Origin of the sequence: Pseudomonas sp. FP1154 (genome assembly GCF_030687245.1) — a bacterium.
Lineage (GTDB): Bacteria > Pseudomonadota > Gammaproteobacteria > Pseudomonadales > Pseudomonadaceae > Aquipseudomonas > Aquipseudomonas rhizophila.
The window spans coordinates 1991515-2018466 of the sequence record NZ_CP117465.1 but is presented as its reverse complement, the minus strand read 5'-3'; the positions used below and the strand labels follow the sequence as shown (position 1 = coordinate 2018466).

Genomic DNA, 26952 nt, shown 5'->3' with positions numbered 1-26952 from the left:
AACCGTGGATGGGGAACCATGAACACATCTATCAGTACCGCCTACAACTACAAGGTGGTCCGCCAATTCGCCATTATGACGGTGGTGTGGGGCATCGTCGGCATGGGGCTCGGGGTTTTTCTCGCGGCCCAATTGGTCTGGCCACAGCTCAACTTCGATTTGCCGTGGACCAGCTTCGGCCGCCTGCGCCCGTTGCATACCAACGCGGTGATCTTCGCCTTCGGCGGCTGCGCCCTGTTCGCCAGTTCGTTCTACTCGGTGCAACGCACCTGTCAGACACAGCTGTTCGCGCCGAAAATCGCCGCGTTCTGCTTCTGGGGCTGGCAATTGGTGATCCTGCTGGCGGCCATCAGCCTGCCGCTGGGCTACACCAGCTCCAAGGAATACGCCGAACTGGAATGGCCGATCGACATTCTGATCACCATCGTCTGGGTCGCCTACGCCATCGTGTTCTTCGGCACCGTGGCCAAGCGCAACACCAAACACATCTATGTCGGTAACTGGTTCTTCGGCGGGTTCATCCTGACCGTGGCGATCCTGCACATCGTCAACAACCTGGAATTGCCGGTGAGCTTCACCAAATCCTACTCGGTGTATGCCGGGGCCACGGATGCGATGGTGCAATGGTGGTACGGCCACAACGCCGTAGGCTTTTTCCTCACCGCCGGCTTTTTGGGGATGATGTACTACTTCGTGCCGAAGCAGGCCGAGCGTCCGGTGTACTCCTATCGGTTGTCCATCGTGCACTTCTGGGCGCTGATCACCCTGTACATCTGGGCCGGCCCGCACCACCTGCACTACACCGCGCTGCCGGACTGGGCACAGTCCCTGGGCATGGTGATGTCGCTGATCCTGCTGGCACCGAGCTGGGGCGGCATGATCAACGGCATGATGACCCTGTCGGGTGCCTGGCATAAATTGCGCAGCGACCCGATCCTGCGGTTCCTGGTGGTGTCCCTGGCGTTCTACGGCATGTCGACCTTCGAAGGCCCGATGATGGCCATCAAGACCGTCAACGCCCTCTCCCACTACACCGACTGGACCATCGGCCACGTACACGCTGGTGCCTTGGGTTGGGTGGCGATGATTTCCATCGGCGCGCTGTATCACATGATCCCGAAAGTCTTCGGCCGCCCCCAGATGCACAGCATCGGCCTGATCAACGCGCACTTCTGGCTCGCGACCATCGGCACCGTGCTGTACATCGCCTCCATGTGGGTCAACGGCATCGCCCAGGGCCTGATGTGGCGTGCGGTGAACGAGGACGGGACCCTGACCTACTCCTTCGTTGAAACCCTGGTGGCCAGCCACCCCGGCTTCGTCGTACGGCTGGCGGGCGGGGCGATCTTTCTCCTCGGCATGCTGCTGATGGCCTACAACACCTGGCGCACCGTGCGGGCCTACCAGCCTGCCGAAGCCGCCGCTGCCGCGCAGATGGCTTGAGGAGTCCGCCATGAAACACGAAACAATCGAAAAAAACGTCGGCCTGCTGATGCTGCTGATGGTTCTGGCCGTGAGCATTGGCGGCCTGACCCAGATCGTGCCGCTGTTCTTCCAGGACGTGACCAACAAACCGGTGGACGGCATGAAGCCCTACACCGCCCTGCAACTGGAAGGTCGCGACATCTATATCCGCGAAGGCTGCGTCGGCTGCCATTCGCAGATGATCCGTCCGTTCCGCGCCGAGACCGAGCGCTACGGCCACTACTCGGTGGCCGGTGAAAGCGTCTGGGACCACCCGTTCCTGTGGGGCTCCAAGCGCACCGGGCCGGACCTGGCCCGGGTCGGCGCGCGCTACTCCGATGACTGGCATCGCGCCCACCTGTACAACCCGCGCAACGTCGTGCCTGAGTCGAAGATGCCGGCCTACCCGTGGCTGGTAACCCAAGCGGTGGACAGCAGCCACACCGAAGGCAAGCTGCGCGCCATGCGCACCCTGGGCGTGCCGTACACCGACGACGACATCGCCGGCAGCGTGGCCTCGCTCAAGGACAAGACCGAGATGGACGCCCTGGTGGCCTACCTGCAAGTGCTCGGCACTGCCATCAAGAGCAAGAGGTGAGCCTATGTTTCTTGAAATGAGCACTGGAATGATCCGCGGCCTGGGCACGGTCGTGGTGTTCGTGGCCTTCATCGGCCTGACCCTGTGGGTATTCAGCAGCAAGCGCAACTCGGAGTTCGCCCAGGCGCGCCTGCTGCCATTCGCCGACGAGCCATCCGCCGACATCGCCAACCCCCAAGACCCTGCAACAAGGAGCACCCGGCCATGACCACCTTCTGGAGTACGTGGATCAGCGTACTGACCATCGGCAGCCTGATCGGTCTGACCTGGCTGCTGATCGGCACCCGCAAGGGCGAGACCAAGGGCAGCGTCGACCAGACCATGGGCCACAGCTTCGACGGCATCGAGGAGTACGACAACCCGCTGCCGCAGTGGTGGTTCCTGTTGTTCGCCGGCACTTTGGTGTTTTCCGTCGGCTACCTGGTTCTCTACCCGGGCCTGGGCAACTGGAAAGGCATCCTGCCCGGCTACGAAAATGGCTGGACCGGCGCCCATGAATGGGAAAAGGAAATGGCCAGGGCCGACGCCAAGTTCGGGCCGATCTTCGCCAAATTCGCCGCCATGCCGGTGGAAGAAGTCGCCAAGGACCCACAGGCATTGAAGATGGGTGGCCGCTTGTTCGCCTCCAACTGCTCGGTCTGCCACGGCTCGGACGCCAAGGGTGCCTTCGGCTTCCCGAACCTGGCCGACAGCCACTGGCGCTGGGGCGGCAGTGCCGAAACCATCAAGGCCACCATCATGGGCGGTCGCATGGCCGCGATGCCGGCCTGGGGCGAAGTGCTGGGCGAAGCAGGCGTCAAGAACGTGGCCGCGTATGTGCGCCATGATCTGGCGGGCCTGCCGCTGCCGGCAGACAGCGGCGCCGACCTGCAAGCAGGCCAGCAAGCGTTCAACACCACTTGCGTTGCCTGCCACGGTGCCAACGGTAAAGGCACCGAAGCCATGGGCGCGCCAGACCTGACCTTGCCGGCCGGCTTCATCTACGGCACCAGCCTGGCGCAACTGCAACAGACCATCCGTCATGGCCGCCAGGGCCATATGCCGGCGCAGAATGAGCTGCTCGGCAATGACAAGGTGCAACTGCTCGCGGCTTACGTCTACAGCCTGTCCCACGCGGCGGGCGCCGAGCGCCTGCAAGCTGAACGCAAAAGCGAATAAATCCTGACCACGCGAACAGCCGCATCCATCTGGATGCGGCTGTTTCGTGCCCCTGCGCGACGCATTGTCGCACCCTCCCTTCGTCTTCCTTTCGGTTCCCCGGAATCAAGTCTAAGCTTGCCTCTGCGTGCGCTGGCGACTGCCGGTTTCAGGTCGACCCGACCCGATGCGTTCGACAATCGTTCGACAAAAAGGCCGCAAAGGCAGGTGAATACCGGCTGTTGCGACAGTTACCTGGCATCACCCGAACGCCGTGCTCGAACACACCCCGTTACAACCGACCTGCCCCCCTCGCCTCTTTCCTTCGTTGCGACATTTTACCGAGGGCCAATTTTGTCCCTACTCAGCACATGGAAAGGCCGCAGAATCTGCTTTGGAAAGCATTGACCCAGGTCATGGCGCGTTGCAATGACCCCCCGCTTTCTCCATACTTGCGACCGATTTTTATCCTAATAAAACACCCAAACCGTGGAACCTTAGAATGAGCACAGCAATCAGTCCGACTGCTTATAACTATAAGGTAGTCCGCCAGTTCGCCATCATGACGGTGGTCTGGGGGATCCTTGGCATGGGGCTCGGTGTATTCATCGCCTCGCAACTGGTCTGGCCGGAGTTGAACTTCGATCTGCCATGGACGACGTTTGGACGCCTGCGCCCGCTGCACACCAACCTGGTGATCTTCGCCTTCGGTGGTTGTGCGTTGTTTGCCACTTCCTATTACGTCGTGCAGCGAACCTGCCAAACGCGACTGATTTCCGACAGCCTCGCCGCCTTCACCTTCTGGGGTTGGCAAGCGGTCATCGTCGGTGCGATCGTGACCTTGCCGATGGGTTTCACCACCACCAAGGAATACGCAGAGCTGGAATGGCCCCTGGCTATTCTGCTGGCCATCGTCTGGGTGACCTACGGTCTGGTGTTCTTCGGCACTATCGTCAAGCGCAAGACCAAGCACATCTATGTCGGTAACTGGTTCTACGGTGCCTTCATCGTCGTGACCGCCATGCTGCACATCGTCAACCACGCGTCCCTGCCGGTCAGCTTCTTCAAGTCCTACTCGGCCTACTCGGGCGCCACCGACGCGATGATCCAGTGGTGGTACGGCCACAACGCCGTGGGCTTCTTCCTGACCACCGGCTTCCTGGGGATGATGTATTACTTCGTGCCGAAACAGGCCGAGCGTCCGATCTATTCCTATCGCCTGTCCATTGTCCACTTCTGGGCGCTGATCACCCTGTACATCTGGGCCGGCCCGCACCACCTGCACTACACCGCGCTGCCGGACTGGGCACAGTCCCTGGGCATGGCGATGTCGATCATCCTGCTGGCTCCGAGCTGGGGCGGCATGATCAACGGCATGATGACCCTCTCGGGCGCCTGGCATAAGCTGCGCACCGACCCGATCCTGCGGTTCCTGGTGGTTTCCCTGGCGTTCTACGGCATGTCGACCTTCGAAGGCCCGATGATGGCCATCAAGACCGTCAACTCCCTGAGCCACTACACCGACTGGACCATCGGCCACGTACACGCCGGGGCCTTGGGCTGGGTTGCGATGATTTCCATCGGCGCGATCTACCACATGATCCCGAAACTGTTCGGTCGTGCGCAGATGCACAGCACCGGCCTGATCAACACTCACTTCTGGCTCGCCACCATCGGCACCGTGCTCTACATCGCCTCGATGTGGGTCAACGGCATCACCCAGGGCCTGATGTGGCGTGCAATCAACGACGACGGCACCCTGACCTACTCGTTCGTTGAAGCGCTGCAAGCCAGCCACCCTGGTTTCATCGTCCGTGCCCTGGGCGGCGCGTTCTTCGCCAGCGGCATGCTGTTCATGGCCTACAACGTGTATCGCACCGTTCGTGCCTCTGACCCGGCTGAAGCTGAAGCCGCCGCCAAGATCGCCGTAGTTGGAGCTCACTGATGAAGCACGAAACAGTAGAGAAGAATATTGGCCTGCTGGCCTTCTTCATGGTCATCGCCGTCAGCATCGGCGGCCTGACCCAGATCGTTCCGCTGTTTTTCCAGGACGTGACCAACAAGCCGGTCGAAGGCATGAAGCCGCGCACCGCTCTTGAACTGGAAGGTCGCGACGTTTACATCGCCAACGGCTGTGTCGGCTGCCACTCGCAGATGATCCGTCCGTTTCGCGCCGAAACCGAACGCTATGGTCACTACTCGGTTGCCGGTGAAAGCGTCTGGGACCACCCGTTCCTGTGGGGTTCCAAGCGTACCGGCCCGGACCTGGCCCGTGTGGGCGGTCGCTACTCCGACGACTGGCAGCGTGCGCACCTGTACAACCCGCGCAACGTAGTACCTGAGTCGAAAATGCCGGCTTACCCGTTCCTCGTAGAAAACAAGCTCGACGGCAAAGACACCGCCAAGAAAATGGAAGTCTTGCGGACCCTGGGCGTGCCTTACACCGATGAAGACATCGCCGGTGCCAAGGATGCCGTGAAGGGCAAGACTGAAATGGACGCGCTGGTGGCCTATCTGCAAGGCCTGGGCACCATCATCAAAAGCAAACGGTGATTTAGATGGATATCGGGATGATTCGTGGCCTGGGCACCGTCGTCGTGATGGTGGCCTTTATCGGTCTGGCGTTGTGGGTGTTCAGCCCCAAGCGCAAGTCGGAGTTTGACGACGCGACCTTGCTGCCGTTCGCGGATGATCCCGAAGCCATCAAGCACGTCGAGCAAGCTTCTAGGAGTAACAAAGAATGACTACGTTCTGGAGTCTGTACGTCACAGTCCTCAGTCTGGGTACGATCTTCGCCCTGACCTGGCTGCTGCTGTCGACCCGTAAGGGCCAGCGCGCCGAACAAACGGACGAGACTGTTGGTCACTCGTTCGATGGCATCGAAGAGTACGACAACCCACTGCCTAAATGGTGGTTCATGTTGTTCGTGGGCACCATTGTCTTCGCCTTGGGTTATCTGGTGCTCTACCCGGGCTTGGGCAACTGGAAAGGCCTGCTGCCAGGGTATAACTACCTGGACACCGAAAAGCAGACCCCTTTCGCCAATGGCCAGACCGGCTGGACCGGCGTTCACGAGTGGGAAAAGGAAATGGCGCGTTCGGATGCCAAGTTCGGCCCGATCTTCGCCAAGTTCGCCTCCATGCCGATTGAAGAAGTCGCCAAAGACCCGCAAGCCCTGAAGATGGGTGGCCGCCTGTTCGCCTCCAACTGCTCGGTCTGCCACGGTTCCGACGCCAAGGGTGCCTATGGCTTCCCGAACCTGACCGACGCCGACTGGCGCTGGGGTGGTGAGCCGGAAACCATCAAGACCACCATCATGGGCGGTCGTCATGCCGTGATGCCGGGCTGGGCTGCCGTGGTTGGCGAGCAAGGCGTTGCCGACGTCTCCGCCTACGTGGTGACCAGTCTGCACGGCCGTAAACTGCCGGAAGGCGCCAAGGCCGATCCGGCCAACGGCCAGAAGCTGTTCGCGGCTAACTGCGTGGCCTGCCACGGCCCAGCTGGCAAGGGCACGCCTGCCATGGGCGCACCTGACCTGACGCACCCGGCCGGTTTCATCTACGGTTCGAGCTTCGCTCAGCTGCAGCAGACCATCCGTTACGGTCGCCAGGGCCAGATGCCTGCCCAGGCCGATCTGCAGGGTAACGACAAGGTCCACCTGCTGGCTGCGTACGTCTACAGCCTGTCTCATGGGGAACCGGCGCCAGCCGCCGATGCCCAGTAAGGCACACGCCTGATGTACCAAAGGCCCCGTCAACCCATGTTGGCGGGGCCTTTTTTATTGGTGGGTATCCAGGAGCGAAGCTGTTTAACTTGCTCGCCGCCCACGCCAGTAGTAACGTGCCTACATTGTAGTTTATGAGGGCACTGCCATGTCCATCACGACCATTTCCAGCCGCGAATTCAACCACGACACAAGTGGTGCCAAAAAAGCCGCCCGCCAGGGGCCAGTCATCATCACTGACCGTGGCAAGCCGGCCCACGTACTGCTAAGCATTGAGCAGTACCAGAAACTGACCGGCATTGGCACCAGCATTGTCGAGTTGCTGGTCATGCCTGACGCGCCGGATACCGATTTCGATACCGAACGTGCCGTCATCACTCCCCGGCCAGTGGACCTGTCCTGATGTTTCTACTCGACACCAATGTCATTTCGGAACTGCGCAAGCCGCATGCAGATAAAAACGTACAGGCCTGGGCACGGAGCGTGTCCGCCCCCAACCTGTACGTCTCGGCAATCACCGTATTGGAGCTGGAAACTGGTGTAATGCGCTTCGAACGCAAGGATCCGGTGCAAGGCAGCCGCCTGCGCGCGTGGCTGGATAACCACGTCCTGCCCGCATTTTCCGGCAGGATCCTGGCGGTCGACCGCACCGTCGCGCTGCGCTGCGCTCGCCTGCATATACCGGATCGCAGCAATGAATGCGATGCACTGATTGCCGCCACCGCGCTGGTCCATGGCCTGACCGTGGTCACCCGCAATGTGAGTGATTTTCAAAGCAGCGGCGTGGCCTTGCTCAATCCATGGTCAAGCTAATATAACGTCGCGACGGACCATCAATTACCGCCAAGGAGATAGGCGCAATGGGCATCGAAACACTTCAGCGCGCAACGATGAGCCCCCGGCATGTCTGACGCGCTCTGGGCCGCTCGCCTGGGCGATGCACTGAACCACACCTCCATGATGGCCGACATTCTCGGCGGCGTGCTGGAAGTGGCGGCCAACATCGCCATCACCGCCCTGGCGACGGCAGCGGTGGTGGCCGCCACCGGCATCACCGTCGCCACGGGTGGCTTGGGTTGTTTCCTGCTCGGTGCGGTGGTGGGGGCGGTCGTGGGCATTGCCATGAGCAAGACCGGGGCCGACGAAGGCCTGAGCAATATCTGCGAAGGCATCGGCAACGCGCTCTTCCCGCCCACGGTGCAGGCCAACATCCTCACCGGCTCCAAGGACACCTTTACCAACAACATCCCCTCGGCCCGCGCCGCCGGAGCGGTTGTTTCCCATGTCGCGCCGGCCGGCACCGAACTGGACATGCCCGAGCCGGAAGAAGAAGCCGAGGCCAGTTACCTGGACATGGCCGGCAACTTCTTCTCGCAGATGTGGCGCCCCACCGTCGCCTCGCCCGCCCCCGGCACAGAGACTCGGCCGGAAGACCTGGTGATCTGCACCAAGCACCCACCGATGCCGCCGCAGTTCATGGCTGAAGGCTCGGACAAAGTCACCATCAATGGCCAGCCCGCCGTGCGCAGCGGCGACCGCAGCACCTGCGATGCGACGGTGGTCTCGGCCGGGTTGATTTCCCCGGACGTGACCATCGGCGGCGGCTCAGTGGTGGTGCGTGAGATTCGCAGCGGCAAGACCCCGGGCGTGGGGCTGGCGGTCACCGCGTTGCTGATGCTCAAGGGGGGCAAGGGCAAGTTCTTCAGCAAACTGCCGTGCATGCTGGCCGGTGGCGCGGCGTCGATGGCGGTCAGCAGCGCCATGGGCGCCGCGGCCAACGCCACCATGGGCTCGTCGAACCCGGTGCATGCCGCCACCGGCGCCAAGGTGCTGGGCCGCGATGAAGAGCTGGACTTCGTTTTGCCCGGTGTTCTGCCAATCGACTGGCAACGCTTCTACAACAGCCGCGACGAGCGCCGCGAAGGTATGTTCGGTGCGGGCTGGAGCGTGGTCTACGAGGTGCAGGTGGAGATCCTGGCCCATCCCGAGGGCGGCGAGACCCTGCTCTACACCGACGAACAGGCCCGGCCCATCGACATGGGTTCGATCCCGTTGGGCGGCGCGGTGTTCAGTGCTGGCGAAGGCCTGGCCGTGCGACGTCATCTCAACGGGCAGTTGCTGATCGAAAGCGACGACGGTGTGTATCGCCTATTCGAACCCACGCCGGGCCACACATCCCTGCTGCGCCTGAGCCAACTCGGTGACCGCAACGACAATCGCATCTTCCTCGACTACGACGCCGCCGGACGACTGATACGCCTGCGCGACACCTTCGATCTGGTGCAAGTCGAGCTGATCCGCGAGCGCGAACGCGTCACCCAGATAGAACGCCTCTACCCCGACCAACAGCGCGAAGTGCTGGTCAGCTACGCCTACGACACAGCGAACAACCTGAGCGAAGTACGCGACGCCACCGGCCAGGTGCAACGGCGTTTCAGCTACGACGCCGGCCAGCGAATGCTGGAACACCAACTGCCCACCGGGCTGCGTTGCTTCTACGAATGGGCCTTGGTCGAAGACCAGGAATGGCGCGTGGTCCGCCACTGGACCGACGAGGGCGACACCTACCAGTTCGACTATGACCTCAAGGCCGGTGTAACCCGCATTACCGACGGTTTGCAGCGCGTCAGCACGCGCCACTGGAACAGCCAACACCAGATCACCCGATACAGCGACAACCTCGGCCAGACCTGGCTGTTCGAGTGGAACGACGAACGCCAACTGCTCAGCGCCACCGACCCACAGGGCGGGCGCTATGAATACAGCTATGACGAGGCCGGTAACCTGATCGGCGAAACCGATCCCTTGGGCCGCAGTGATTCGACGTTATGGCTCGAGCACTGGGCGCTGCCGCTGGTGGACACCAATGCCGCCGGCCACAGCTGGAAATACCGCTACGATCAACGCGGCAACTGCACCGCCGAAACCGATCCTCTGGGCCACGTCACCCGCTATCGCTATGACGCCCACGGTCAGGTCATCGAAATCATCGACGCCACCGGCAAGCTTAAAAAGCTGCGCTGGAATCCGTTCGGGCAGTTGGTGGAGCACATCGATTGCTCGGGTTACCCGACACGGTTCAGCTACGACCAGCGCGGCTACCTGCAGACCATCACCGACGCCCTCGGCGAGCGCACCCAGTTCAGCTACGACGCCCAAGGCCGTTTGCTCAGCAGCCAATTGCCGGATGGCCGCACCGAACAGTACCAGCGCGACCTCGCCGGTCAGTTGACCGGCTACACCGACCCGGCCGGGCACACCACGCTCTACCAGCACAACCGTCGCGGTCAGGTCCGCCAACGCACCGACGCCCAGGGCCGGCAGGTGCAATTCGCGTACGACAGCTACGGGCGGCTGCAGGCGCTGGTCAATGAGAACGGTGAGAGCTATCGGTTTACCTGGGATGCGGGGGATCGGTTGGCCGAACAGCGCAACCTTGATGGCAGCGCCAAAGGCTACACGTACGACGTCCTCAACAACGTAAAACGAGTCGAAACCATCGCAGCGCCGCGAGGTGATCATCAGCCCAGTGAAAGGACCATTGTTCATCATCTCGAACGTGATGCCATTGGCCGGCTGACCACCCGAATCACACCTGATGGACAGTCCCGGTACAGCTATAGCCCGTTGAATCAGTTAATCGAAGCCACCGTCATCGCTAACGACGGCAACGAACAACGACTGGGCTTTGCTTATGACGCGCTGGGTTATCTGATTGAGGAGCAGAGTTCAGCGGGCGTTCTGAAGCATCACTACGACGAACTCGGCAACCTGATCCAGACCCACCTACCCGACGGCCGTTGGGTCAGCCGCCTGTACTATGGCAGTGGTCATCTGCACCAAATCAACCTCGACGGCCACGTCATCAGCGACTTCGAACGCGACCGGCTGCATCGAGAGGTGCTGCGCACCCAAGGCCAAATCAGCACACGGAGTGAATATGACCGTAGCGGGCGCTTACGCAGCCGCCAACGCCGGCATACCAGCCAGCCGTCGTTGATGCCTGCCGCAGATCAAACCCATTTTGAGTTTGATCCTGGCGACCACCTGGTGGCGCGCCTTGAACGGCAGCCAAAAGGTCAACAACGCCAATTGCTGCACTACGATGTGACCGGCCGCATCCTGGCAAGCCAGGGCACTCGACAAGGCCAGAATGAAACATTTTCCTTCGATGCCGCCGCCAATCTCCTCGACAGTTCACCTGGTACAGGTGGGCGGGTTACGCACAACCAACTCAAGCGCTATCAGGATAAGCACTATCGCTACGATGATTTTGGCCGAATGATTGAAAAGCGCAGTGGGCGACATGGCCTGCAGCGCTTCAGTTACGACTCGGATCACCGGCTGGTTGAAGTTCGAACCCAGAAATCCGACGGTGGAAACGTCGTCAGGATGCGCTACGACCCGTTGGGCCGAAGGATTGAGAAAACCGAACATGACGACAACGGGCGTCTCATCGCCCGCACGCGTTTCGACTGGGATGGCCTGCAATTACTCAAGGAACATAAAAATAGCCTGACCAGCCTGTACCTCTATATTGGCGACAGTCACGAGCCCTTGGCCCGGGTCGACGGCATCGGTGAACATCAACGCATCCGCTATTACCACAACGACCCCAATGGTCAGCCACAGGCCTTGACGGAAAGTGACGGCCATCCGCTATGGCACGCTCACTACCAGGTATGGGGCAATACCACTGATGAAGTCCGTGAGCCGTACTACATCGAAGAACAGAACCTGCGTTTTCAGGGGCAATACCTGGACCGGGAAACAGGCCTGCACTACAACACCTTCCGCTTCTATGATCCCGACATAGGCCGCTTTACCACGCCCGACCCCTTGGGCCTGGCCGCAAGCCTGAATCTTTATCGCTACGCACCGAATCCATTTACCTGGATCGACCCGCTGGGGCTTAAAGAGAATGAGATTATCCGGTACATGGGCGAGAGCGAAACCGTCTCGTCCAAGGCCGCCAACGGAGGCAAAGGCGGCTTGGTTCCGAATATCCGAGGAGAGAAAGCGGTCTGGGTCAACCAGGACAGTAACCCTGGATTCAACCCAGGCAATGAGAAGTATCGGGTAGTGGCCACCGTCAATAACGAAGGGGTCAGCATGCTCAATAACCACAAGGACATCTCTACCGTTGACTATAAAGAGACGGGCCTGAAAGATGGCGTGCTGTCCAAGACGAATGAGCCCAAGGCCAGAGGCATCGGTTTCCGATTATTGGATAAATTCAATAAAACCATTACGTCATTTCGTGTCGAGAAGAAAGGCCCGAACGGAAAATGGAAGACCTGCGGATAAAGCCAGATGGACATATTCGATCTTCTCTCATACAAGCTTGAAAATTTCCTGAACGTCCGGCCGTATCCGAAGGCGTTGGGTGCTGTTTTTTACAAAGAAGACGAGCCTTCGCTACTGAACGTCGTCGCGAAAAAACACAATGGCGCTCCCTTCAGCGTTAGCCGCTGGCGGGACTTGTTTTCCACCAGCGCTTTCGAAAAAGCCATGCTGAAGAACGGCTTCACGGAACCCGACTGCTACGCCCTCCTCCTGGTCCTGTCGCGCTTTGGCTACCTGCTTGAAATCGACAACCGTCAACGAACCAACAAGGAATATTTTATTTTCTTCTACCTGATCCAACTGATCAGCTTGAAGAACAGCACCCTGGATGCGGATGCGCGCCTCAGGAACTACATGCTTAGGTTCCTCCTCTTCGAATTGAGCATCGATGACGAGGCGTATCGTCGGTTCAGCATCGAGGGCAATCAGTTGATGATGGCGACCGATGGGCTGGGGTCCGTGGCTTTTCTGGATGTGATTGATCTGGTTTACAAAGCGATCAAGGCCGACAGCAGGAAAGAGCATCAACTGCTGAGTACGTTGAAAACGTTTCAAACAAGCACAGTCAGATTACTCAGCGAGCCCGACGATACCCATTACCGCTGCGCGATCAATGATCGTCACAGCGAGCTTATGTACCCCGACGTTTTTTTGCCCACCTATGCTCAGGACAGGCAAAAAATATTTGATGCTTTGATCGACGCGGTCAATCCGCTTCAGTCAACGGCAAACCTGTTCGTCTCCAATATGGTTGTGATGAATTACGCCTTTCACGTCCTGAAAGACAAGCCTCACGAAATTCTAAAACTGAAAAAACACGTCCGTGATGAAGCGCTGTTCGGCCAATTGCTGGAGGTGATCATCATGCGTCGGATGGCAGTCAACAAAGCGCTGTTCGAAAAAATTCCCACGGGGCACGATCTGTCCTTGATCAAGGATGAGCAAACCGCGTTCTACAACATTTTGTACCGCCGGTAGAAACTTGATGCATTTGTGCGCCTGACGCTTCTCTTTGCAGCGCAAAAAAATAATCAGAGCCGGGATTCGGCTGTGCTCAAGAAAACCCTGGCGGCTAGATCAAATTGGGAAACAAGCAGTTCGATCTGGCGCTTGCGAACAAATGACCAGGCGCAGGTTAAGCGCAAATCCCCGTGGCGAGGGAACTTACCCCCGCTGGGCGGCGGAGCCGCCAAAAATAGTGGCACAAAACAATCAGGAGGGGCTGTCGAACGAGTCGGCAGGCCCATGGTTTTTTCGCCAACGCCATGGAATGTCTATAGTCAATTGATCTGGGTCATGACTTGTTACATCCGCTACACCATTCTATGCAGAGTCCCAACGCGACCAAAGGTCGCACCCTTGAGCTAGACCTACAGGCGTATCATTGCACCACTGCAATACCCTTTCTGACCGTGGTCGGCACGTACTGATCCCGGCACTTTTCCACTGCCGTGGGATGCATTTTGATGAGTAACCAGATTCCGGTACATGACGTCACCCCGCCTGCCAAGGACGCGAACCAAAGCGTCGACCTGTATGCCTCTCGGGAAAAAATCTACACCCGTGCCTTCACCGGCCTGTTCCGCAACCTGCGGATGGTCGGCGGTGGCGTGTTGTTCCTGCTGTATTTCGGTACGGTCTGGCTGAACTGGGGCGGGCATCAGGCCGTCTGGTGGAACCTGCCCGAACGCAAATTTTTCATTTTCGGTGCGACCTTCTGGCCCCAGGACTTCATCCTCCTGTCCGGACTGCTGATCATTGCCGCCTTCGGCCTGTTTTTCATTACGGTCTATGCCGGGCGGGTCTGGTGCGGCTACACCTGTCCGCAAAGCGTGTGGACCTGGATTTTCATGTGGTGCGAGAAGGTCACCGAAGGCGACCGCAACCAACGCATCAAGCTCGACAAGGCGCCCATGAGCGGGAACAAGTTCCTGCGCAAGTTGGCCAAGCACAGCCTGTGGCTGCTGATCGGTTTTGTGACCGGCATGACCTTCGTCGGTTATTTCACGCCGATTCGCGAACTGGTGTTCGAATTCTTTACCGGCCAGGCCGATGGCTGGTCGTATTTCTGGGTCGGCTTCTTTACCCTCGCCACCTACGGCAACGCCGGCTGGCTGCGCGAGCAGGTGTGCATCTACATGTGCCCTTACGCCCGTTTCCAGAGCGTGATGTTCGACAAGGACACCCTGATCGTTTCCTACGACCCGCGTCGGGGCGAAAGCCGTGGCCCGCGCAAGAAGGGCGTTGACTACAAGGCCCTGGGCCTGGGGGACTGCATCGACTGCACCATGTGCGTCCAGGTCTGCCCCACCGGTATCGACATTCGCGATGGCCTGCAGATTGAATGTATCGGCTGCGCGGCGTGCATCGACGCCTGCGACAACATCATGGACAAGATGGATTATCCGCGCGGGCTGATCAGTTACACCACCGAACATAACCTCTCGGGGCAGAAAACCCATAAACTGCGCCCACGCCTGATCGGTTATGCCCTGGTGCTGCTGGCAATGATCAGTCTGCTGGTGACCGCGTTCTTCATGCGTTCGCTGGTCGGTTTCGACGTCAGCAAGGACCGCGTGCTGTACCGCGAGAACGCCGAAGGCCGGATCGAGAACGTCTACAGCCTCAAGATCATGAACAAGGACCAGCACGACCATACGTACGTGCTGGAGGCCTCCGGCCTGCCGGATCTCAAGCTCCAGGGACGCCGGGAAATCAAGGTCGCGGCCGGTGAGATCTTCACCCAGCCGGTAGAACTGTCCAGTGCACCGGACCAACTGCCGTCGAGCACCAACGAGGTGACGTTCATCCTCAAGGATGCCGATGACGACAGCGTTCATGTTGAAGCCAAGAGCCGGTTCATCGGCCCACAAATTCGTTGAGAGAACTGAACATGCCTGCAGCAACCGCCACCAGCCCCTGGTACAAGCATCTCTGGCCGTGGATCATCATTGCGATCCTGGCCTGCTCGGTGACGCTGAGTCTGACCATGGTGACCATCGCCGTGAACAACCCGGACAACCTGGTCAACGACAACTACTACGAAGCCGGCAAGGGCATCAACCGCTCCCTGGAGCGCGAACTGCTGGGCCAGACCCTGCAACTGCATGCCAACGTGCAACTGGATGACGTCACCGGCGAAGTAAACCTGCGCCTGAGCGGCGACAGCCGGCCCCAGACCCTGGAACTGAGCCTGATCTCGCCCACCCAGCCGGAGAAGGATCGCAAGATCGTCCTGACGCGCAACGACAGCGAGCCGGGACGGTATGTCGGTCAGTTGACGGACAAGATCGAAGGCCGGCGCTTTGTCGAATTGCTGGGTGTGGAGAACGACAAGACCTGGCGCCTGTTCGAAGAAGAGCAGATCAACCATGACCAGGCCATCCTGCTCGGCGATGAACCGCTGCAAGGCGCTGAAGACCTGAAGAAATAGACGGCTGCGCTGCGCGCAATCGCGAGCAGGCTCGCTCCCACATTGAGGTGTCGTTAGGTTCAATTCACAACGACGCAGACCTGTGGGAGCGAGCCTGCTCGCGAAAAGGCCTTCAGATGCCAGAAAGTTTCGATATGTGAATACCTCATGACCACCCCACTGCCTTGCTACCACTGCGCCCTGCCCGTCCCCCCGGGCAGTCGCTTCACCGCCGTTGTCCTGGGTGAAACCCGTGAGCTGTGCTGCCCGGGCTGCCAGGCGGTGGCCGAGGCCATTGTCGCTGGTGGTTTGGAAAGCTATTACCAGCATCGCAGCGAAGCGTCGGCCAACCCCGAAACCCTGCCGGTCCAGTTGATCGATGAGCTGGCGCTGTACGACCGCCCGGACGTGCAGCAGTCGTTCGTGCGCCATGAAGGCGAGCTGGCCGAAACCACGCTGCTGATCGAAGGCATCAGTTGCGCCGCCTGCGGCTGGCTGATCGAAAAACAACTGCGCAGCCTGCCCGCCGTGGCCGAGGCGCGGCTGAACCTGTCCAATCACCGCCTGCACGTGAGCTGGGCCGACGCTCAATTACCGCTGAGCACCTTGCTGGCCGAACTGCGCCAGATCGGCTACGTCGCCCATCCCTACCAGGCCGATCAGGCCAGCGAACAGTTGGCCGCGCAAAATCGCCTGGCCCTGCGCCAATTGGGCGTAGCCGGTTTGCTCTGGTTCCAGGCGATGATGGCGACCATGGCCACCTGGCCGGAATTCAACATCGACCTGAGCCCGGAGATGCACACCATCCTGCGCTGGGTCGCGCTGTTCCTCACCACACCTATCGTGTTTTATAGCTGCGCGCCGTTCTTCAAGGGCGCGATGCGCGACCTGCGCACCCGACACCTGACCATGGACGTTTCGGTGTCCCTGGCCATTGGCGGCGCCTACGTGGCCGGGATCTGGACGTCCGTCACCGGGGTGGGCGAGCTGTATTTCGATGCCGTGGGCATGTTCGCACTGTTCCTTCTGGCCGGTCGCTACCTGGAACGCCGTGCCAGGGAGCGCACCGCTGCCGCCACCGCACAACTGGTTAATCTGCTGCCGGCCTCGTGCCTGCGCCTGGAGGATAACGGCCAGAGTGAACGCATCCTGCTCAGCGAATTGCGCACCGGTGACCGGGTCCTGGTGCATCCCGGAGCGGTTCTGCCGGCCGACGGCAGAATCCTCGACGGCCAGTCCAGTGTCGACGAATCGCTGCTGACCGGCGAATACCTGCCACAACCTCGCCAAGTGGGCGACACGGTGACGGCCGGCACCCTTAACGTAGAAGGCGCATTGACGGTCCAGGTGTTGGCACTGGGGCAAGACACCCGGCTGTCGGCCATCGTCCGGTTGCTGGAACGAGCCCAGGCCGAGAAGCCGCGGCTGGCGGAAATCGCCGACCGCGCCGCGCAATGGTTCCTGCTGTTCTCCCTGGTCGCTGCGGCGGCCATCGGTGTGCTGTGGTGGCAACTGGATGCCTCTCGCGCCTTCTGGATTGTGCTGGCGATGCTGGTCGCCACCTGCCCTTGCGCACTGTCCCTGGCCACGCCAACCGCTCTTACCGCCGCCACCGGCACGCTGCACAAGCTTGGCCTGCTGCTGACTCGCGGCCATGTGCTGGAGGGCCTGAACCAGATCGACACGGTGATTTTCGACAAGACCGGCACCCTCACCGAAGGGCGTCTGGCGTTGCGCGCCATTCGCACGCTGACGGCCCTGGACAGTGATCAATGCCTGGGCCTGGCCGCTGCCCTGGAAAATCGCTCCGAACACCCCATCGCCCGTGCCTTTGGCCGCGCGCCACTGGCCGCCGAGCATGTGCAAAGCACCCCGGGGCTGGGCCTGGAAGGGCTGGTGGGTGACCAGCGCCTGCGCATCGGCCAACCCGGTTTTGTCTGCGAACTCAGTGGCGCGGCGGTGCCGGTGATGCCGGATGAGCCCGGACAATGGTTGCTGCTGGGTGATGACATCGGTCCGTTGGCCTGGTTCGTCCTCGACGACCGCTTGCGTACCGACGCCCCGGCATTGCTGGCCGCCTGCAAAGCGCGGGGCTGGCGCACACTGTTGCTGTCGGGCGACAGTTCGCCCATGGTTGCCAGTGTCGCCGCCGAACTGGGCATCGATGAGGCCCGCGGCGGTTTGCGCCCGGACGACAAACTGGCCGTGTTGCAACAGTTGCACCAGCAGGGCCGCAAGGTGCTGATGCTCGGCGACGGGGTGAATGACGTGCCGGTGCTGGCGGCGGCGGACATCAGTGTCGCCATGGGCTCGGCCACCGATCTTGCCAAGACCAGCGCCGATGCGGTGCTGCTGTCCAACCGTCTCGACGCCCTGATCCACGCCTTCAGCCTGGCCCGGCGCACACGGCGGGTGATCATCGAGAACCTGGTGTGGGCGGCACTGTACAATGGCCTCATGTTGCCGTTCGCCGCCCTCGGCTGGATTACGCCGGTGTGGGCCGCGATCGGCATGTCCATCAGTTCGCTGACCGTGGTGTTGAATGCGCTGAGGCTGACTCGCCAGCCCAAGATGCAGGTTTTCGATGCCTCGCCCGATACCCGCCCGCTGCCGGCCTGAGCCGCGCGGGCATGGAGTTCCGACATGCCAGCTCTTTACGTGATGATCCCGGCCGCACTGCTGATCGTGGCCATTGCCGTCTACATCTTCTTCTGGGCCGTGGACAGCGGGCAGTACGACGACCTCGACGGTCCGGCCCACAGCATTCTGTTCGACGATCAGGATCCGAACCACAAGGCAGCGGTGGACGAAGCCAGCGGCGAGCCCCGCAAGCCGGACGACAAGGCCCCGCCCCATGCTTGATCTGGCGCCATTGTTGGTCTCGGCGCTCATCCTGGGTTTATTGGGCGGCGGCCATTGCCTGGGGATGTGCGGCGGCCTGATGGGCGCCCTGACCCTGGCAATCCCCAAGGAACAGCGCAGCCGGCGCTTTCGATTGCTGCTGGCCTACAACGTTGGGCGGATTCTGAGCTACGCCAGCGCAGGGCTACTGATCGGCCTGGCTGGTTGGGCCGTGGCCAATAGTCCGGCGGCGATGGTCATGCGCGTGTTGGCCGGCCTGCTGTTGATCGCCATGGGCCTGTATCTGGCGGGCTGGTGGAGCGGCTTGACCCGCATCGAAGGCGTCGGTCGTGGCCTGTGGCGGCATATCCAGCCCGTCGCCAACCGCTTGCTGCCGGTGTCGAGCCTGCCCCGGGCCTTGCTGCTCGGCGCGCTCTGGGGCTGGCTGCCGTGTGGGTTGGTCTACAGCACCCTGCTCTGGTCGGCCAGCCAGGGCGATGCGCTGGACAGCGCGTTGCTGATGCTCGCCTTCGGCCTCGGCACCTGGCCGGTGTTGCTCGCCACCGGCATGGCCGCCGAACGCATCACCGCCCTGTTGCGCAAACGCAGCGTGCGCATGGCCGGCGGGCTGTTGGTGATTGTCTTTGGTATCTGGACCCTGCCAGGGCCGCATCAGCATTGGCTCATGGGGCATTGACCGAGTCGCCGCCATCGCGAGCAGGCTCGCTCGCACACTGGATCGCGGCTGACCCAAACCTCATGAACACCGCAAATCCCTGTGGGAGCGAGCCTGCTCGCGATTGGCCCTCGCCCAGACTCCACCCCCCGTTGACGCAAATCAAAACCGCCCCGCGCCCTCCCTCTTAAACTCTCGCCCATGCCAGCCTATCCGGGAAACGCCCGCATGCTCGACGCCATTCGTTGGGACTCAAACCTGATCCACCGTTACGACCTGGCGGGGCCCCGCTACACCTCGTATCCGACCGCGGCGCAATTCGGCAGCCAGGTGGGGACCTTCGACCTGCTCCACGCCCTGCGCGACAGCCGCAAAGCCTTGAGGCCACTGTCGTTGTATGTGCATGTGCCGTTCTGCGCGAACATTTGCTACTACTGCGCCTGCAACAAAGTCATCACCAAGGACCGTGGCCGCGCCCACGCCTATCTGCAACGCCTGGAACAGGAAATCCAGCTGATCGGCTGCCACCTCGACCCGGCCCAGCGCGTAGAACAGTTGCACCTGGGCGGCGGCACCCCGACGTTCCTCAACCATGACGAACTGCGCCAGTTGATGGCCAGGTTGCGCCAACACTTCAACCTGCTGGAGGACGATTCCGGCGACTACGGGATCGAAATCGATCCCCGGGAAGCCGACTGGTCCACCATGGGCCTGTTGCGGGAACTGGGTTTTAACCGCGTCAGCATCGGCCTGCAGGACCTTGACCCGGCCGTGCAGCGCGCCGTCAACCGCCTGCAAAGCCTGGAAGAAACCCGCGCGGTGATCGAAGCCGCCCGGACCTTGCAGTTCCGTTCGATCAACATCGACCTGATCTACGGGCTGCCCAAACAGACCCCGGAAAATTTCGCCCGCACGGTCCAGGAAGTCATCCAGCTGCAGCCGGACCGGCTTTCGGTGTTCAACTACGCCCACTTGCCGGAACGCTTCATGCCCCAACGCCGCATCAACAGCCAGGACCTGCCCAACCCGGCGCAGAAACTGGCGATGCTGCAAGGCACCATCGAACAACTGACCGCGGCGGGTTATCGCTATATCGGCATGGACCACTTCGCCCTGCCCGACGACGAACTGGCGATTGCCCAGGAAGACGCTACCCTGCAACGCAACTTCCAGGGCTATACCACCCATGGTCACTGCGACCTGATCGGCCTTGGCGTGTCAGCCATCAGCCAGATCGGCGATTTGTACTGCCAGAACAGCAGTGACCTGAACCATTACCAGAACACCCTGGCCGACGGTCAACTGGCGACCAGCCGCGGGCTGCTGTGCAATGCCGACGATCGGCTGCGGCGCGCGGTGATCCAGCAGTTGATCTGCCATTTCAATCTGCTATTCACCGACATCGAACAAACGTTCAACATCGATTTTCGCGGTTACTTTGCACCGTTGTGGCCGCAATTGCAGGGGATGGCCGAAGACGGCCTGATCGAATTGGACAGCAGCCACATCAAGGTACTGCCCGCCGGGCGCCTGCTGGTGCGCTCGGTGTGCATGGTCTTTGATGCCTATCTGGAAGGACACAATCGACAGCGCTTCTCCCGAGTCATCTGAGCGCGACAATTTGACGATGAAAGCCCACTGGCCGGAGTACCTTAGCTGAGTTACCCTTACGGCTTATGTGTGTTTCCCACAAGGATTTAAGAAATGTCCGAGCCAGTCAAACTGCGCGCCCACAACCAGGCACATTGCAAGGATTGCAGCCTGGCTCCGCTCTGCCTGCCACTTTCATTGAATCTGGAGGATATGGACGCGCTGGACGACATCGTTAAACGGGGTCGACCGTTGAAAAAAGGTGAATTCCTGTTTCGCCAGGGCGACACCTTCGATTCCGTCTATGCCGTGCGCTCGGGCGCCTTGAAAACCTTCAATCTGAGCGATGGCGGCGAAGAACAGCTCACCGGCTTCCACCTGCCCAGCGAGCTGGTGGGTCTGTCGGGCATGGACACCGAAACCCATCCGGTCTCGGCCCAGGCGCTGGAAACCACCTCGGTGTGCGAGATACCCTTCGATCGCCTGGACGAGCTGGCCTTGCAACTGCCGCAACTGCGTCGTCAGTTGATGCGGGTCATGAGCCGGGAAATCCGCGACGATCAGCAAATGATGCTGCTGCTCTCGAAGAAAACCGCCGACGAACGCATCGCCACGTTCCTGGTGAACCTCTCGGCACGTTTCCGCGCTCGTGGGTTTTCGGCCAACCAGTTCCGCCTGAGCATGTCGCGTAACGAAATCGGCAACTACCTGGGCCTGGCGGTGGAAACCGTGTCCCGGGTATTCACCCGTTTCCAACAGAACGAGTTGATCGCCGCCGAAGGCAAGGAGATTCATATTCTCGACCCGATCCAGCTCTGCGCCCTGGCGGGTGGCTCGATCGACGGCTGATGAGCATGCGCGCGGCCCAGATTCGCCTTGCCGCGCTATACTCCGGCGTTTGCAGCCTGCCAGGACACCTAGACGATGGTCTTCGACTCCTTCGATATCAAATCCCTGATCCGCCCCGTGATCGATTTCCCCAAGCCGGGCGTGATCTTTCGCGACATTACCCCACTGTTCCAGTCCCCCACCGCGTTGCGGCTGGTGATGGACAGCTTCGCCCATCGTTATGTCGAGGCCGAGTTCACCCACATCGGCGCGATGGATGCGCGAGGCTTCCTGATCGGCTCAATCCTGGCTTATCAGTTGAACAAGCCCTTGGTGCTGTTTCGCAAGCAAGGCAAGCTGCCGGCGGATGTGCTGGCCGAGGGTTACCAGACCGAATACGGCGAAGCCTTCCTTGAAGTTCACGCCGACAGCCTGTGCGAGGGTGATTCGGTGGTGATGTTCGATGACCTGATCGCCACCGGCGGCACGCTGATCGCCGCCGCCAACCTGATCCGCCGCATGGGCGCCAAGGTCCACGAGGCCGCGGCGATCATCGACCTGCCGGAGTTGCTTGGCTCGCAGCGCCTGGAAGACATGGGGATACCGACGTTCTGCCTGACGCAGTTTTCGTTGAGCGAAAGGTAACGCCCGTCAATAGCACACACACCCCATGTGGGAGCGAGCCTGCTCGCGATAGCGGCGTGTCAGCCGACATCGATGGTGACTGACACACCGCTATCGCGAGCAAGCTCGCTCCCACAGGGTTATTCGTAGCAGTTATAAAGCGATCGGTTTGCGCCCGGCAAACGAATGCGCCAGCGTCCCGCCGTCCACCAGTTCCAGCTCGCCGCCCAGCGGCACGCCATGAGCGATGCGTGAGGCGATCAGGCCCTTGTTGTTGAGCAATTGCGCGATGTAGTGGGCGGTGGCTTCGCCTTCGACCGTCGGGTTGGTGGCGAGGATGACTTCGGTGAAAGTCCCGGCCTCTTCGATCCGCGCCATCAGTTGCGGAATGCCGATGGCTTCCGGTCCCAGGCCGTCGAGCGGAGACAAATGCCCCTTGAGCACGAAATAACGGCCGCGAAAACCGGTCTGCTCCACGGCGTACACATCCATGGGTCCTTCCACGACGCATAGCAGGCTGTCGTCCCGACGCGGGTCGGCGCATTGCGGGCAGAGGTCGTCTTCAGTGAGGGTGCGGCATAAGCGGCAATGCCCTACCCCTTCCATGGCCTGGCTCAGGGCCAGAGCCAGACGCGAACCGCCGCTGCGATCACGCTCAAGCAATTGCAACGCCATGCGCTGAGCAGTTTTCTGACCCACACCCGGCAAAGTTCGCAGGGCGTCGATCAGTTGGCGAATCAAAGGGCTGAAGCTCATGGAGGAAATGTCCGACATAACAACGAGACGCGGTTTATACCCGCGCCTCCGATTAGCGTCAAATACTCAATCCTGCGCCACCCGCACCACCAGCTTGCCGAAGTTGCGCCCTTCCAGCAGGCCGATAAAGGCCTGTGGGGCATTCTCAAGGCCATCGACCACGTCTTCGCGGAACTTGACCTTGCCGTCACGCACCCAAGGCGCCATGGCGCTGATGAACTCCGGCTGACGACCACTGAAATCGTCGAACACGATAAACCCCTGGATCCGCACGCGCTTGGTCAGCAAGGTGCGCTGCAATTGCGGCAAGCGATCCGGGCCAGTGGGAGCTTCATGCTCGTTGTAGGACGCGATCAGGCCACAGAGGGGAATCCGCGCCTTGGCGTTGAGCAGCGGCACCACGGCGTCGAACACCTTGCCACCGACGTTTTCGTAATAGATGTCGATGCCCTTGTCGCAAGCCCGGGCCAGTGCCTCGGCAAAGTCATCGCGCTTGTGATCGACACAGGCGTCGAACCCCAACTCGTCGACCACGTACTTGCATTTCTCGGGGCCGCCGGCCACACCGACCACCCGCAGGCCCTTGATCTTCGCCACCTGGCCGACCACCGAGCCGACTGCGCCCGAGGCTGCCGCGACCACCAGGGTTTCCCCGGCCTTGGGCTGACCGATCTCCATCAAGCCCATGTACGCGGTCATGCCCGGCATGCCCAGCACACCCAGCGCCATCGACGGGCTGGGCAGCCCGGACGGGATCGGAATGACATTGCGGCCATCGCTGACAGTGTGGCTCTGCCACCCCGTAGCGCCCACCACCAGATCCCCCTCCTGAAACTTCGGATGCATAGAACGCTCGACCCGGCTGACAGCACCACCGGTCATCACCTCATCGATTTCCACCGGCGCGGCGTAGGAAGGTGCGTCGCTCATCCGTCCGCGCATGTAAGGGTCCAATGAGAGAAACAGCGTCTTGAGCAGGATCTGCCCCTCCTGCAGCTCCGGCAACGTCACCTGCTCCAGACGGAAGTTGTCCGGGGTGGGAGCACCTGTGGGGCGGGAGGCGAGGACGATGCGCTGGTGGGTGGTCGATGCTTGTGACATGGAAGCGTCTCCTTGATCGTTGAGTGGCACTTACAGGAAGCAGACCATTGCCGGCTGGGCGGCGTTCGATGTTTGTTCAGTGGGTACTGGTGGGAGCAAGGCTTGCCCGCGATGCAGACGCTCCGGTTCGTCGCTGCGGCGCGTCATCGTTCATCGCGGGCAAGCCTTGCTCCCACAGGTAAAGTTTCTAGCGCACTCGCCTTGTGACACAAACAAAAATGCCAGGCGCGATGCCTGGCATTGTATGTAGCCCATCCCGATCGGGATGGCGAGTCAGAACGGCAGTTTCATGCCCGGCGGCAGTTGCATGCCAGCGGTCATGCCGGACATTTTGTCCTGGCTGTTGGCTTCGATCTTGCGCACTGCATCATTGACGGCGGCGGCGAACAGGGCTTCGAGCATTTCCTTGTCGTCTTCGCTCAGGCCTTCGACCACGCTCGGGTCGATGCTCACGCGCTTGATGTCGTGGCGACCGGTCATGACCACGGTCACCATGTCGCCGCCGGACTTGCCGGTGACTTCGGCGTTGGCCAGTTCTTCCTGCATCTTGGCCATTTTTTCCTGCATCTGCTGCGCCTGCTTCATCAGGCCGGCCATGCCACCTTTCATCATGGGAATCACCTCGAAAGTACTTGGATAAACACCGCGCCCGGCCCGTTCGGCCTGACGCTTTCAGTTATGAGCCCTGGGTCACCGGGGCCTCGATAGGTTCGATAGTATCGTGACGGACCACGGCACCGAACTGTTGCATCATTTGCTGGATGAACGGATCACCGTGGATCGACTCCTCGGCTTCGCGCTGACGGTCGGCACGGCGGCGGGACGCGGCCTGGGCCGGCGTCTCCTGCTCAGGCTTGATCAGCTCGATGCTCAGCGTCAGCGTGCGCTGGTGATACTGGTTCAGTGCATCGTTGAGACGGCGCTGCTGCGTGGCGTTGAACAGCGCGCTGTGGGCCGGGTCCAGGTGCAGCAGCCAGTGGTCGCCCTCCACGGAGATCAGCGTGCAGTTGGCGGCAATGCTGCCGGTCATGCCGGTAATCGGCAGTTTCGGGAACAGCTCCAGCCATTGCAGGGCCAGCCCGGTAGCCGGCATCGCCGCCGGTTCAGGCTCGGGCTCCGGGGCCGGCTCGGCGGCGTGCTCGCTGGCCAGTTCATCCAGATAGCTGTAGGCCGAATCCATGTCCGGCTCGATGTAATCCTCGTCCAGTGGCGGCTCATCATCCAGGTCCATGCCTGGCGTGGCGACATCAACGTCCGCCACCGTGGGCTCAGGCACCGGGGCAGCCACCCACTCGGGCGCGTCGGGTACCACGCTGTCGGGCGTGGGCATGGGCATCGGCGGCAACTCGGGTTGCTCGGCGACGGTTTCCAGCACCGGTTCCACGGCAGGCTGCTGGACGACCTGAGCCTCGACCGGGTCGTTCCAGGGCAGGTCGACCACTTCTTCAGCGACCGGCTGCGGCAACGCCTCGACGACAGGCTCGGGCTCAGGCGCCGCGACGACAGGCACCGGGGCCGGTTGCTCAACCGCTGCCGGGGCAGAGGCCACTGCCGGCGCAACAACGGGCGCGGCAGCCACTGGCTTGGCGGAATCAGCTGTGGCCTGGCTGATCCCCACTGGCTTTAGCGGTTGCCTCGGGGCGTTGTCCGTGTCGGCCGGCCGGAACGCGAGCATTCGCAGCAGCACCATTTCGAAACCACCGCGCGGATCCGGCGCCAGGGGTAGGTCGCGCCGACCGATCAGCCCCATCTGGTAGTAGAACTGCACGTCTTCGGCCGGCAGCGCCTGAGCCAATGCCAGCACCCGATCGCGGTCGCCATGACCGTTGTCGACCCCCTCAGGCAAGGCCTGGGCGATGGCGACACGGTGCAATACGTTGAGAATTTCCGAAAGCACGCCATTCCAGTCCGGCCCCTGCTCGGCCAGGTGACGCACCGCTTCGAGCAACGCCTTGGCGTCACCGTCGATCAGCGCATGCAACACGTCGTAGACCTGGCCGTGGTCGAGGGTGCCAAGCATGGCCCGCACATCGGCGGCCATGACCTTGCCTTCACCAAAGGCAATGGCCTGGTCGGTCAGACTCATGGCGTCACGCATCGAACCATCGGCGGCGCGACCCAGCAGCCACAGCGCATCGTCTTCGAACGGTACATTCTCGACACCCAACACGTGGGTCAGATGCTCGACCACCCGCTCCGGGGTCATGTTCTTGAGGGAGAACTGCAGGCAGCGGGACAAAATCGTTGCAGGAAGCTTCTGCGGGTCGGTGGTCGCCAGGATGAACTTGACGTAGGGCGGCGGCTCTTCGAGGGTCTTGAGCAGCGCATTGAAGGAATGGCTGGAAAGCATGTGCACTTCGTCGATCAGGTAGACCTTGAAGCGCCCACGGCTTGGCGCGTACTGCACGTTGTCGAGCAGTTCACGGGTGTCTTCGACCTTGGTGCGGCTGGCGGCGTCGATCTCGATCAGGTCGACGAAACGGCCTTCGTCGATTTCCCGGCATACCGAGCACTCGCCACACGGCGTCGAGGTAATACCGGTTTCACAGTTCAGGCACTTGGCGATGATCCGCGCGATGGTCGTCTTGCCGACGCCGCGCGTGCCGGTGAACAGGTAGGCGTGATGCAGCCGCTGGCTGTCCAAGGCATTGATCAGGGCCTTGAGCACATGGGTCTGGCCGACCATTTCGCGGAACGAGCGCGGACGCCATTTACGTGCAAGAACCTGATAACTCATCGAAAACCATCGCCACTGGGAAGCAGAAGCGGCTAATGCTAGCGGAGCAGGGGCGAAATTGCATCCGGTGTGCTCGTCTAATCTGTCTAAGCTTGGGTCAGGGGCCTGGTTGCCGACA

At 61.2% G+C, this 26952-nt stretch carries 24 protein-coding genes; 20 read left to right on the top strand and 4 right to left on the bottom strand.

Going from position 1 to position 26952, the window contains the following annotated elements; all coding sequences use genetic code 11:
• The first annotated feature begins 18 nt into the window (after window positions 1-18).
• The 20 genes from ccoN (PSH91_RS09165) (at window position 19) to PSH91_RS09070 (ending at window position 22261) form a co-directional block, all read left to right on the top strand.
• Window positions 19-1443, top strand: a complete 1425-nt coding sequence (gene ccoN, locus PSH91_RS09165; RefSeq protein ID WP_014339375.1) for a cytochrome-c oxidase, cbb3-type subunit I — start codon at window positions 19-21, stop codon at window positions 1441-1443.
• 10 nt (window positions 1444-1453) lie between these two features.
• Window positions 1454-2062, top strand: a complete 609-nt coding sequence (ccoO, locus tag PSH91_RS09160; RefSeq protein ID WP_076385616.1) for a cytochrome-c oxidase, cbb3-type subunit II — start codon at window positions 1454-1456, stop codon at window positions 2060-2062.
• A 4-nt stretch (window positions 2063-2066) separates the two neighbouring features.
• Window positions 2067-2270, top strand: a complete 204-nt coding sequence (locus PSH91_RS09155; protein ID WP_047227189.1) for a cbb3-type cytochrome c oxidase subunit 3 — start codon at window positions 2067-2069, stop codon at window positions 2268-2270.
• Window positions 2267-3220 carry a cytochrome-c oxidase, cbb3-type subunit III gene (gene ccoP / locus PSH91_RS09150; RefSeq protein WP_047227188.1) on the top strand — a complete coding sequence of 318 codons (954 nt, stop codon included), beginning with the start codon at window positions 2267-2269 and terminating at the stop codon, window positions 3218-3220. The genes PSH91_RS09155 and ccoP (PSH91_RS09150) overlap by 4 nt, the downstream gene beginning before the upstream one ends.
• A 481-nt stretch (window positions 3221-3701) precedes the next feature.
• Window positions 3702-5144 (top strand): cytochrome-c oxidase, cbb3-type subunit I, encoded by a 1443-nt coding sequence (gene ccoN / locus PSH91_RS09145; protein ID WP_047227187.1) that lies wholly within the window; start codon window positions 3702-3704, stop codon window positions 5142-5144.
• A complete protein-coding gene (gene ccoO, locus PSH91_RS09140; protein ID WP_014339380.1) occupies window positions 5144-5752 on the top strand; it encodes a cytochrome-c oxidase, cbb3-type subunit II in 609 nt (202 codons plus the stop codon). Before ccoN (PSH91_RS09145) ends, ccoO (PSH91_RS09140) begins: the two co-directional genes overlap by 1 nt.
• 5 nt (window positions 5753-5757) lie before the next feature.
• On the top strand, window positions 5758-5943 hold the full coding sequence (locus PSH91_RS09135) for a CcoQ/FixQ family Cbb3-type cytochrome c oxidase assembly chaperone (protein ID WP_003183474.1): 186 nt from the start codon (window positions 5758-5760) through the stop codon (window positions 5941-5943).
• Complete coding sequence (gene ccoP / locus PSH91_RS09130) at window positions 5940-6923, top strand: cytochrome-c oxidase, cbb3-type subunit III (protein WP_076385618.1); 984 nt, start codon at window positions 5940-5942, stop codon at window positions 6921-6923. Before PSH91_RS09135 ends, ccoP (PSH91_RS09130) begins: the two co-directional genes overlap by 4 nt.
• Before the next feature lie 148 nt (window positions 6924-7071).
• Window positions 7072-7326 carry a type II toxin-antitoxin system Phd/YefM family antitoxin gene (locus tag PSH91_RS09125; protein ID WP_076385620.1) on the top strand — a complete coding sequence of 85 codons (255 nt, stop codon included), beginning with the start codon at window positions 7072-7074 and terminating at the stop codon, window positions 7324-7326.
• Entirely contained in the window at window positions 7326-7736 is a 411-nt protein-coding gene (locus PSH91_RS09120; protein ID WP_076385622.1) for a type II toxin-antitoxin system VapC family toxin, read from the top strand. Before PSH91_RS09125 ends, PSH91_RS09120 begins: the two co-directional genes overlap by 1 nt.
• Before the next feature lie 90 nt (window positions 7737-7826).
• On the top strand, window positions 7827-12230 hold the full coding sequence (locus tag PSH91_RS09115; protein ID WP_305467926.1) for an RHS repeat-associated core domain-containing protein: 4404 nt from the start codon (window positions 7827-7829) through the stop codon (window positions 12228-12230).
• A gap of 6 nt (window positions 12231-12236) precedes the next feature.
• The gene (locus PSH91_RS09110) at window positions 12237-13247 is read left to right on the top strand and encodes a hypothetical protein (protein WP_076385624.1); all 1011 of its coding nucleotides are present in this window, start codon (window positions 12237-12239) and stop codon (window positions 13245-13247) included.
• Between the two features lie 488 nt (window positions 13248-13735).
• Complete coding sequence (gene ccoG, locus PSH91_RS09105) at window positions 13736-15151, top strand: cytochrome c oxidase accessory protein CcoG (protein ID WP_047227182.1); 1416 nt, start codon at window positions 13736-13738, stop codon at window positions 15149-15151.
• 11 nt (window positions 15152-15162) lie between these two features.
• Window positions 15163-15702 (top strand): FixH family protein, encoded by a 540-nt coding sequence (locus PSH91_RS09100; RefSeq protein WP_047227181.1) that lies wholly within the window; start codon window positions 15163-15165, stop codon window positions 15700-15702.
• Between the two features lie 147 nt (window positions 15703-15849).
• Entirely contained in the window at window positions 15850-18300 is a 2451-nt protein-coding gene (locus PSH91_RS09095) for a heavy metal translocating P-type ATPase (RefSeq protein ID WP_305467925.1), read from the top strand.
• A 24-nt stretch (window positions 18301-18324) separates the two neighbouring features.
• Window positions 18325-18543, top strand: a complete 219-nt coding sequence (gene ccoS, locus PSH91_RS09090) for a cbb3-type cytochrome oxidase assembly protein CcoS (protein ID WP_047227179.1) — start codon at window positions 18325-18327, stop codon at window positions 18541-18543.
• Window positions 18536-19219: a sulfite exporter TauE/SafE family protein gene (locus PSH91_RS09085; RefSeq protein WP_076385628.1), complete on the top strand. Its 684-nt coding sequence runs from the start codon at window positions 18536-18538 to the stop codon at window positions 19217-19219. Before ccoS ends, PSH91_RS09085 begins: the two co-directional genes overlap by 8 nt.
• A gap of 207 nt (window positions 19220-19426) precedes the next feature.
• Window positions 19427-20809, top strand: coding sequence for an oxygen-independent coproporphyrinogen III oxidase (gene hemN, locus PSH91_RS09080; protein WP_188251213.1), 1383 nt, complete (start codon window positions 19427-19429; stop codon window positions 20807-20809).
• A 93-nt stretch (window positions 20810-20902) separates the two neighbouring features.
• Window positions 20903-21637, top strand: a complete 735-nt coding sequence (gene fnr / locus PSH91_RS09075; protein WP_047227176.1) for a fumarate/nitrate reduction transcriptional regulator Fnr — start codon at window positions 20903-20905, stop codon at window positions 21635-21637.
• Between the two features lie 75 nt (window positions 21638-21712).
• Complete coding sequence (locus PSH91_RS09070; RefSeq protein ID WP_041020481.1) at window positions 21713-22261, top strand: adenine phosphoribosyltransferase; 549 nt, start codon at window positions 21713-21715, stop codon at window positions 22259-22261.
• A 132-nt stretch (window positions 22262-22393) separates the two neighbouring features.
• Here the strand turns inward: PSH91_RS09070 and recR are convergent, their stop codons facing one another.
• From recR to dnaX, 4 genes are all read right to left on the bottom strand, one after another.
• Window positions 22394-22996, bottom strand: a complete 603-nt coding sequence (recR, locus tag PSH91_RS09065) for a recombination mediator RecR (protein ID WP_047227281.1) — start codon at window positions 22994-22996, stop codon at window positions 22394-22396.
• Window positions 22997-23062: 66 nt separating this feature from the next.
• Window positions 23063-24097, bottom strand: a complete 1035-nt coding sequence (locus tag PSH91_RS09060) for an NADP-dependent oxidoreductase (RefSeq protein ID WP_047227175.1) — start codon at window positions 24095-24097, stop codon at window positions 23063-23065.
• A gap of 273 nt (window positions 24098-24370) precedes the next feature.
• Window positions 24371-24709 (bottom strand): YbaB/EbfC family nucleoid-associated protein, encoded by a 339-nt coding sequence (locus PSH91_RS09055; protein WP_003183512.1) that lies wholly within the window; start codon window positions 24707-24709, stop codon window positions 24371-24373.
• Window positions 24710-24773: 64 nt separating this feature from the next.
• Complete coding sequence (gene dnaX / locus PSH91_RS09050; RefSeq protein WP_305467924.1) at window positions 24774-26834, bottom strand: DNA polymerase III subunit gamma/tau; 2061 nt, start codon at window positions 26832-26834, stop codon at window positions 24774-24776.
• Window positions 26835-26952: the final 118 nt, after the last annotated feature.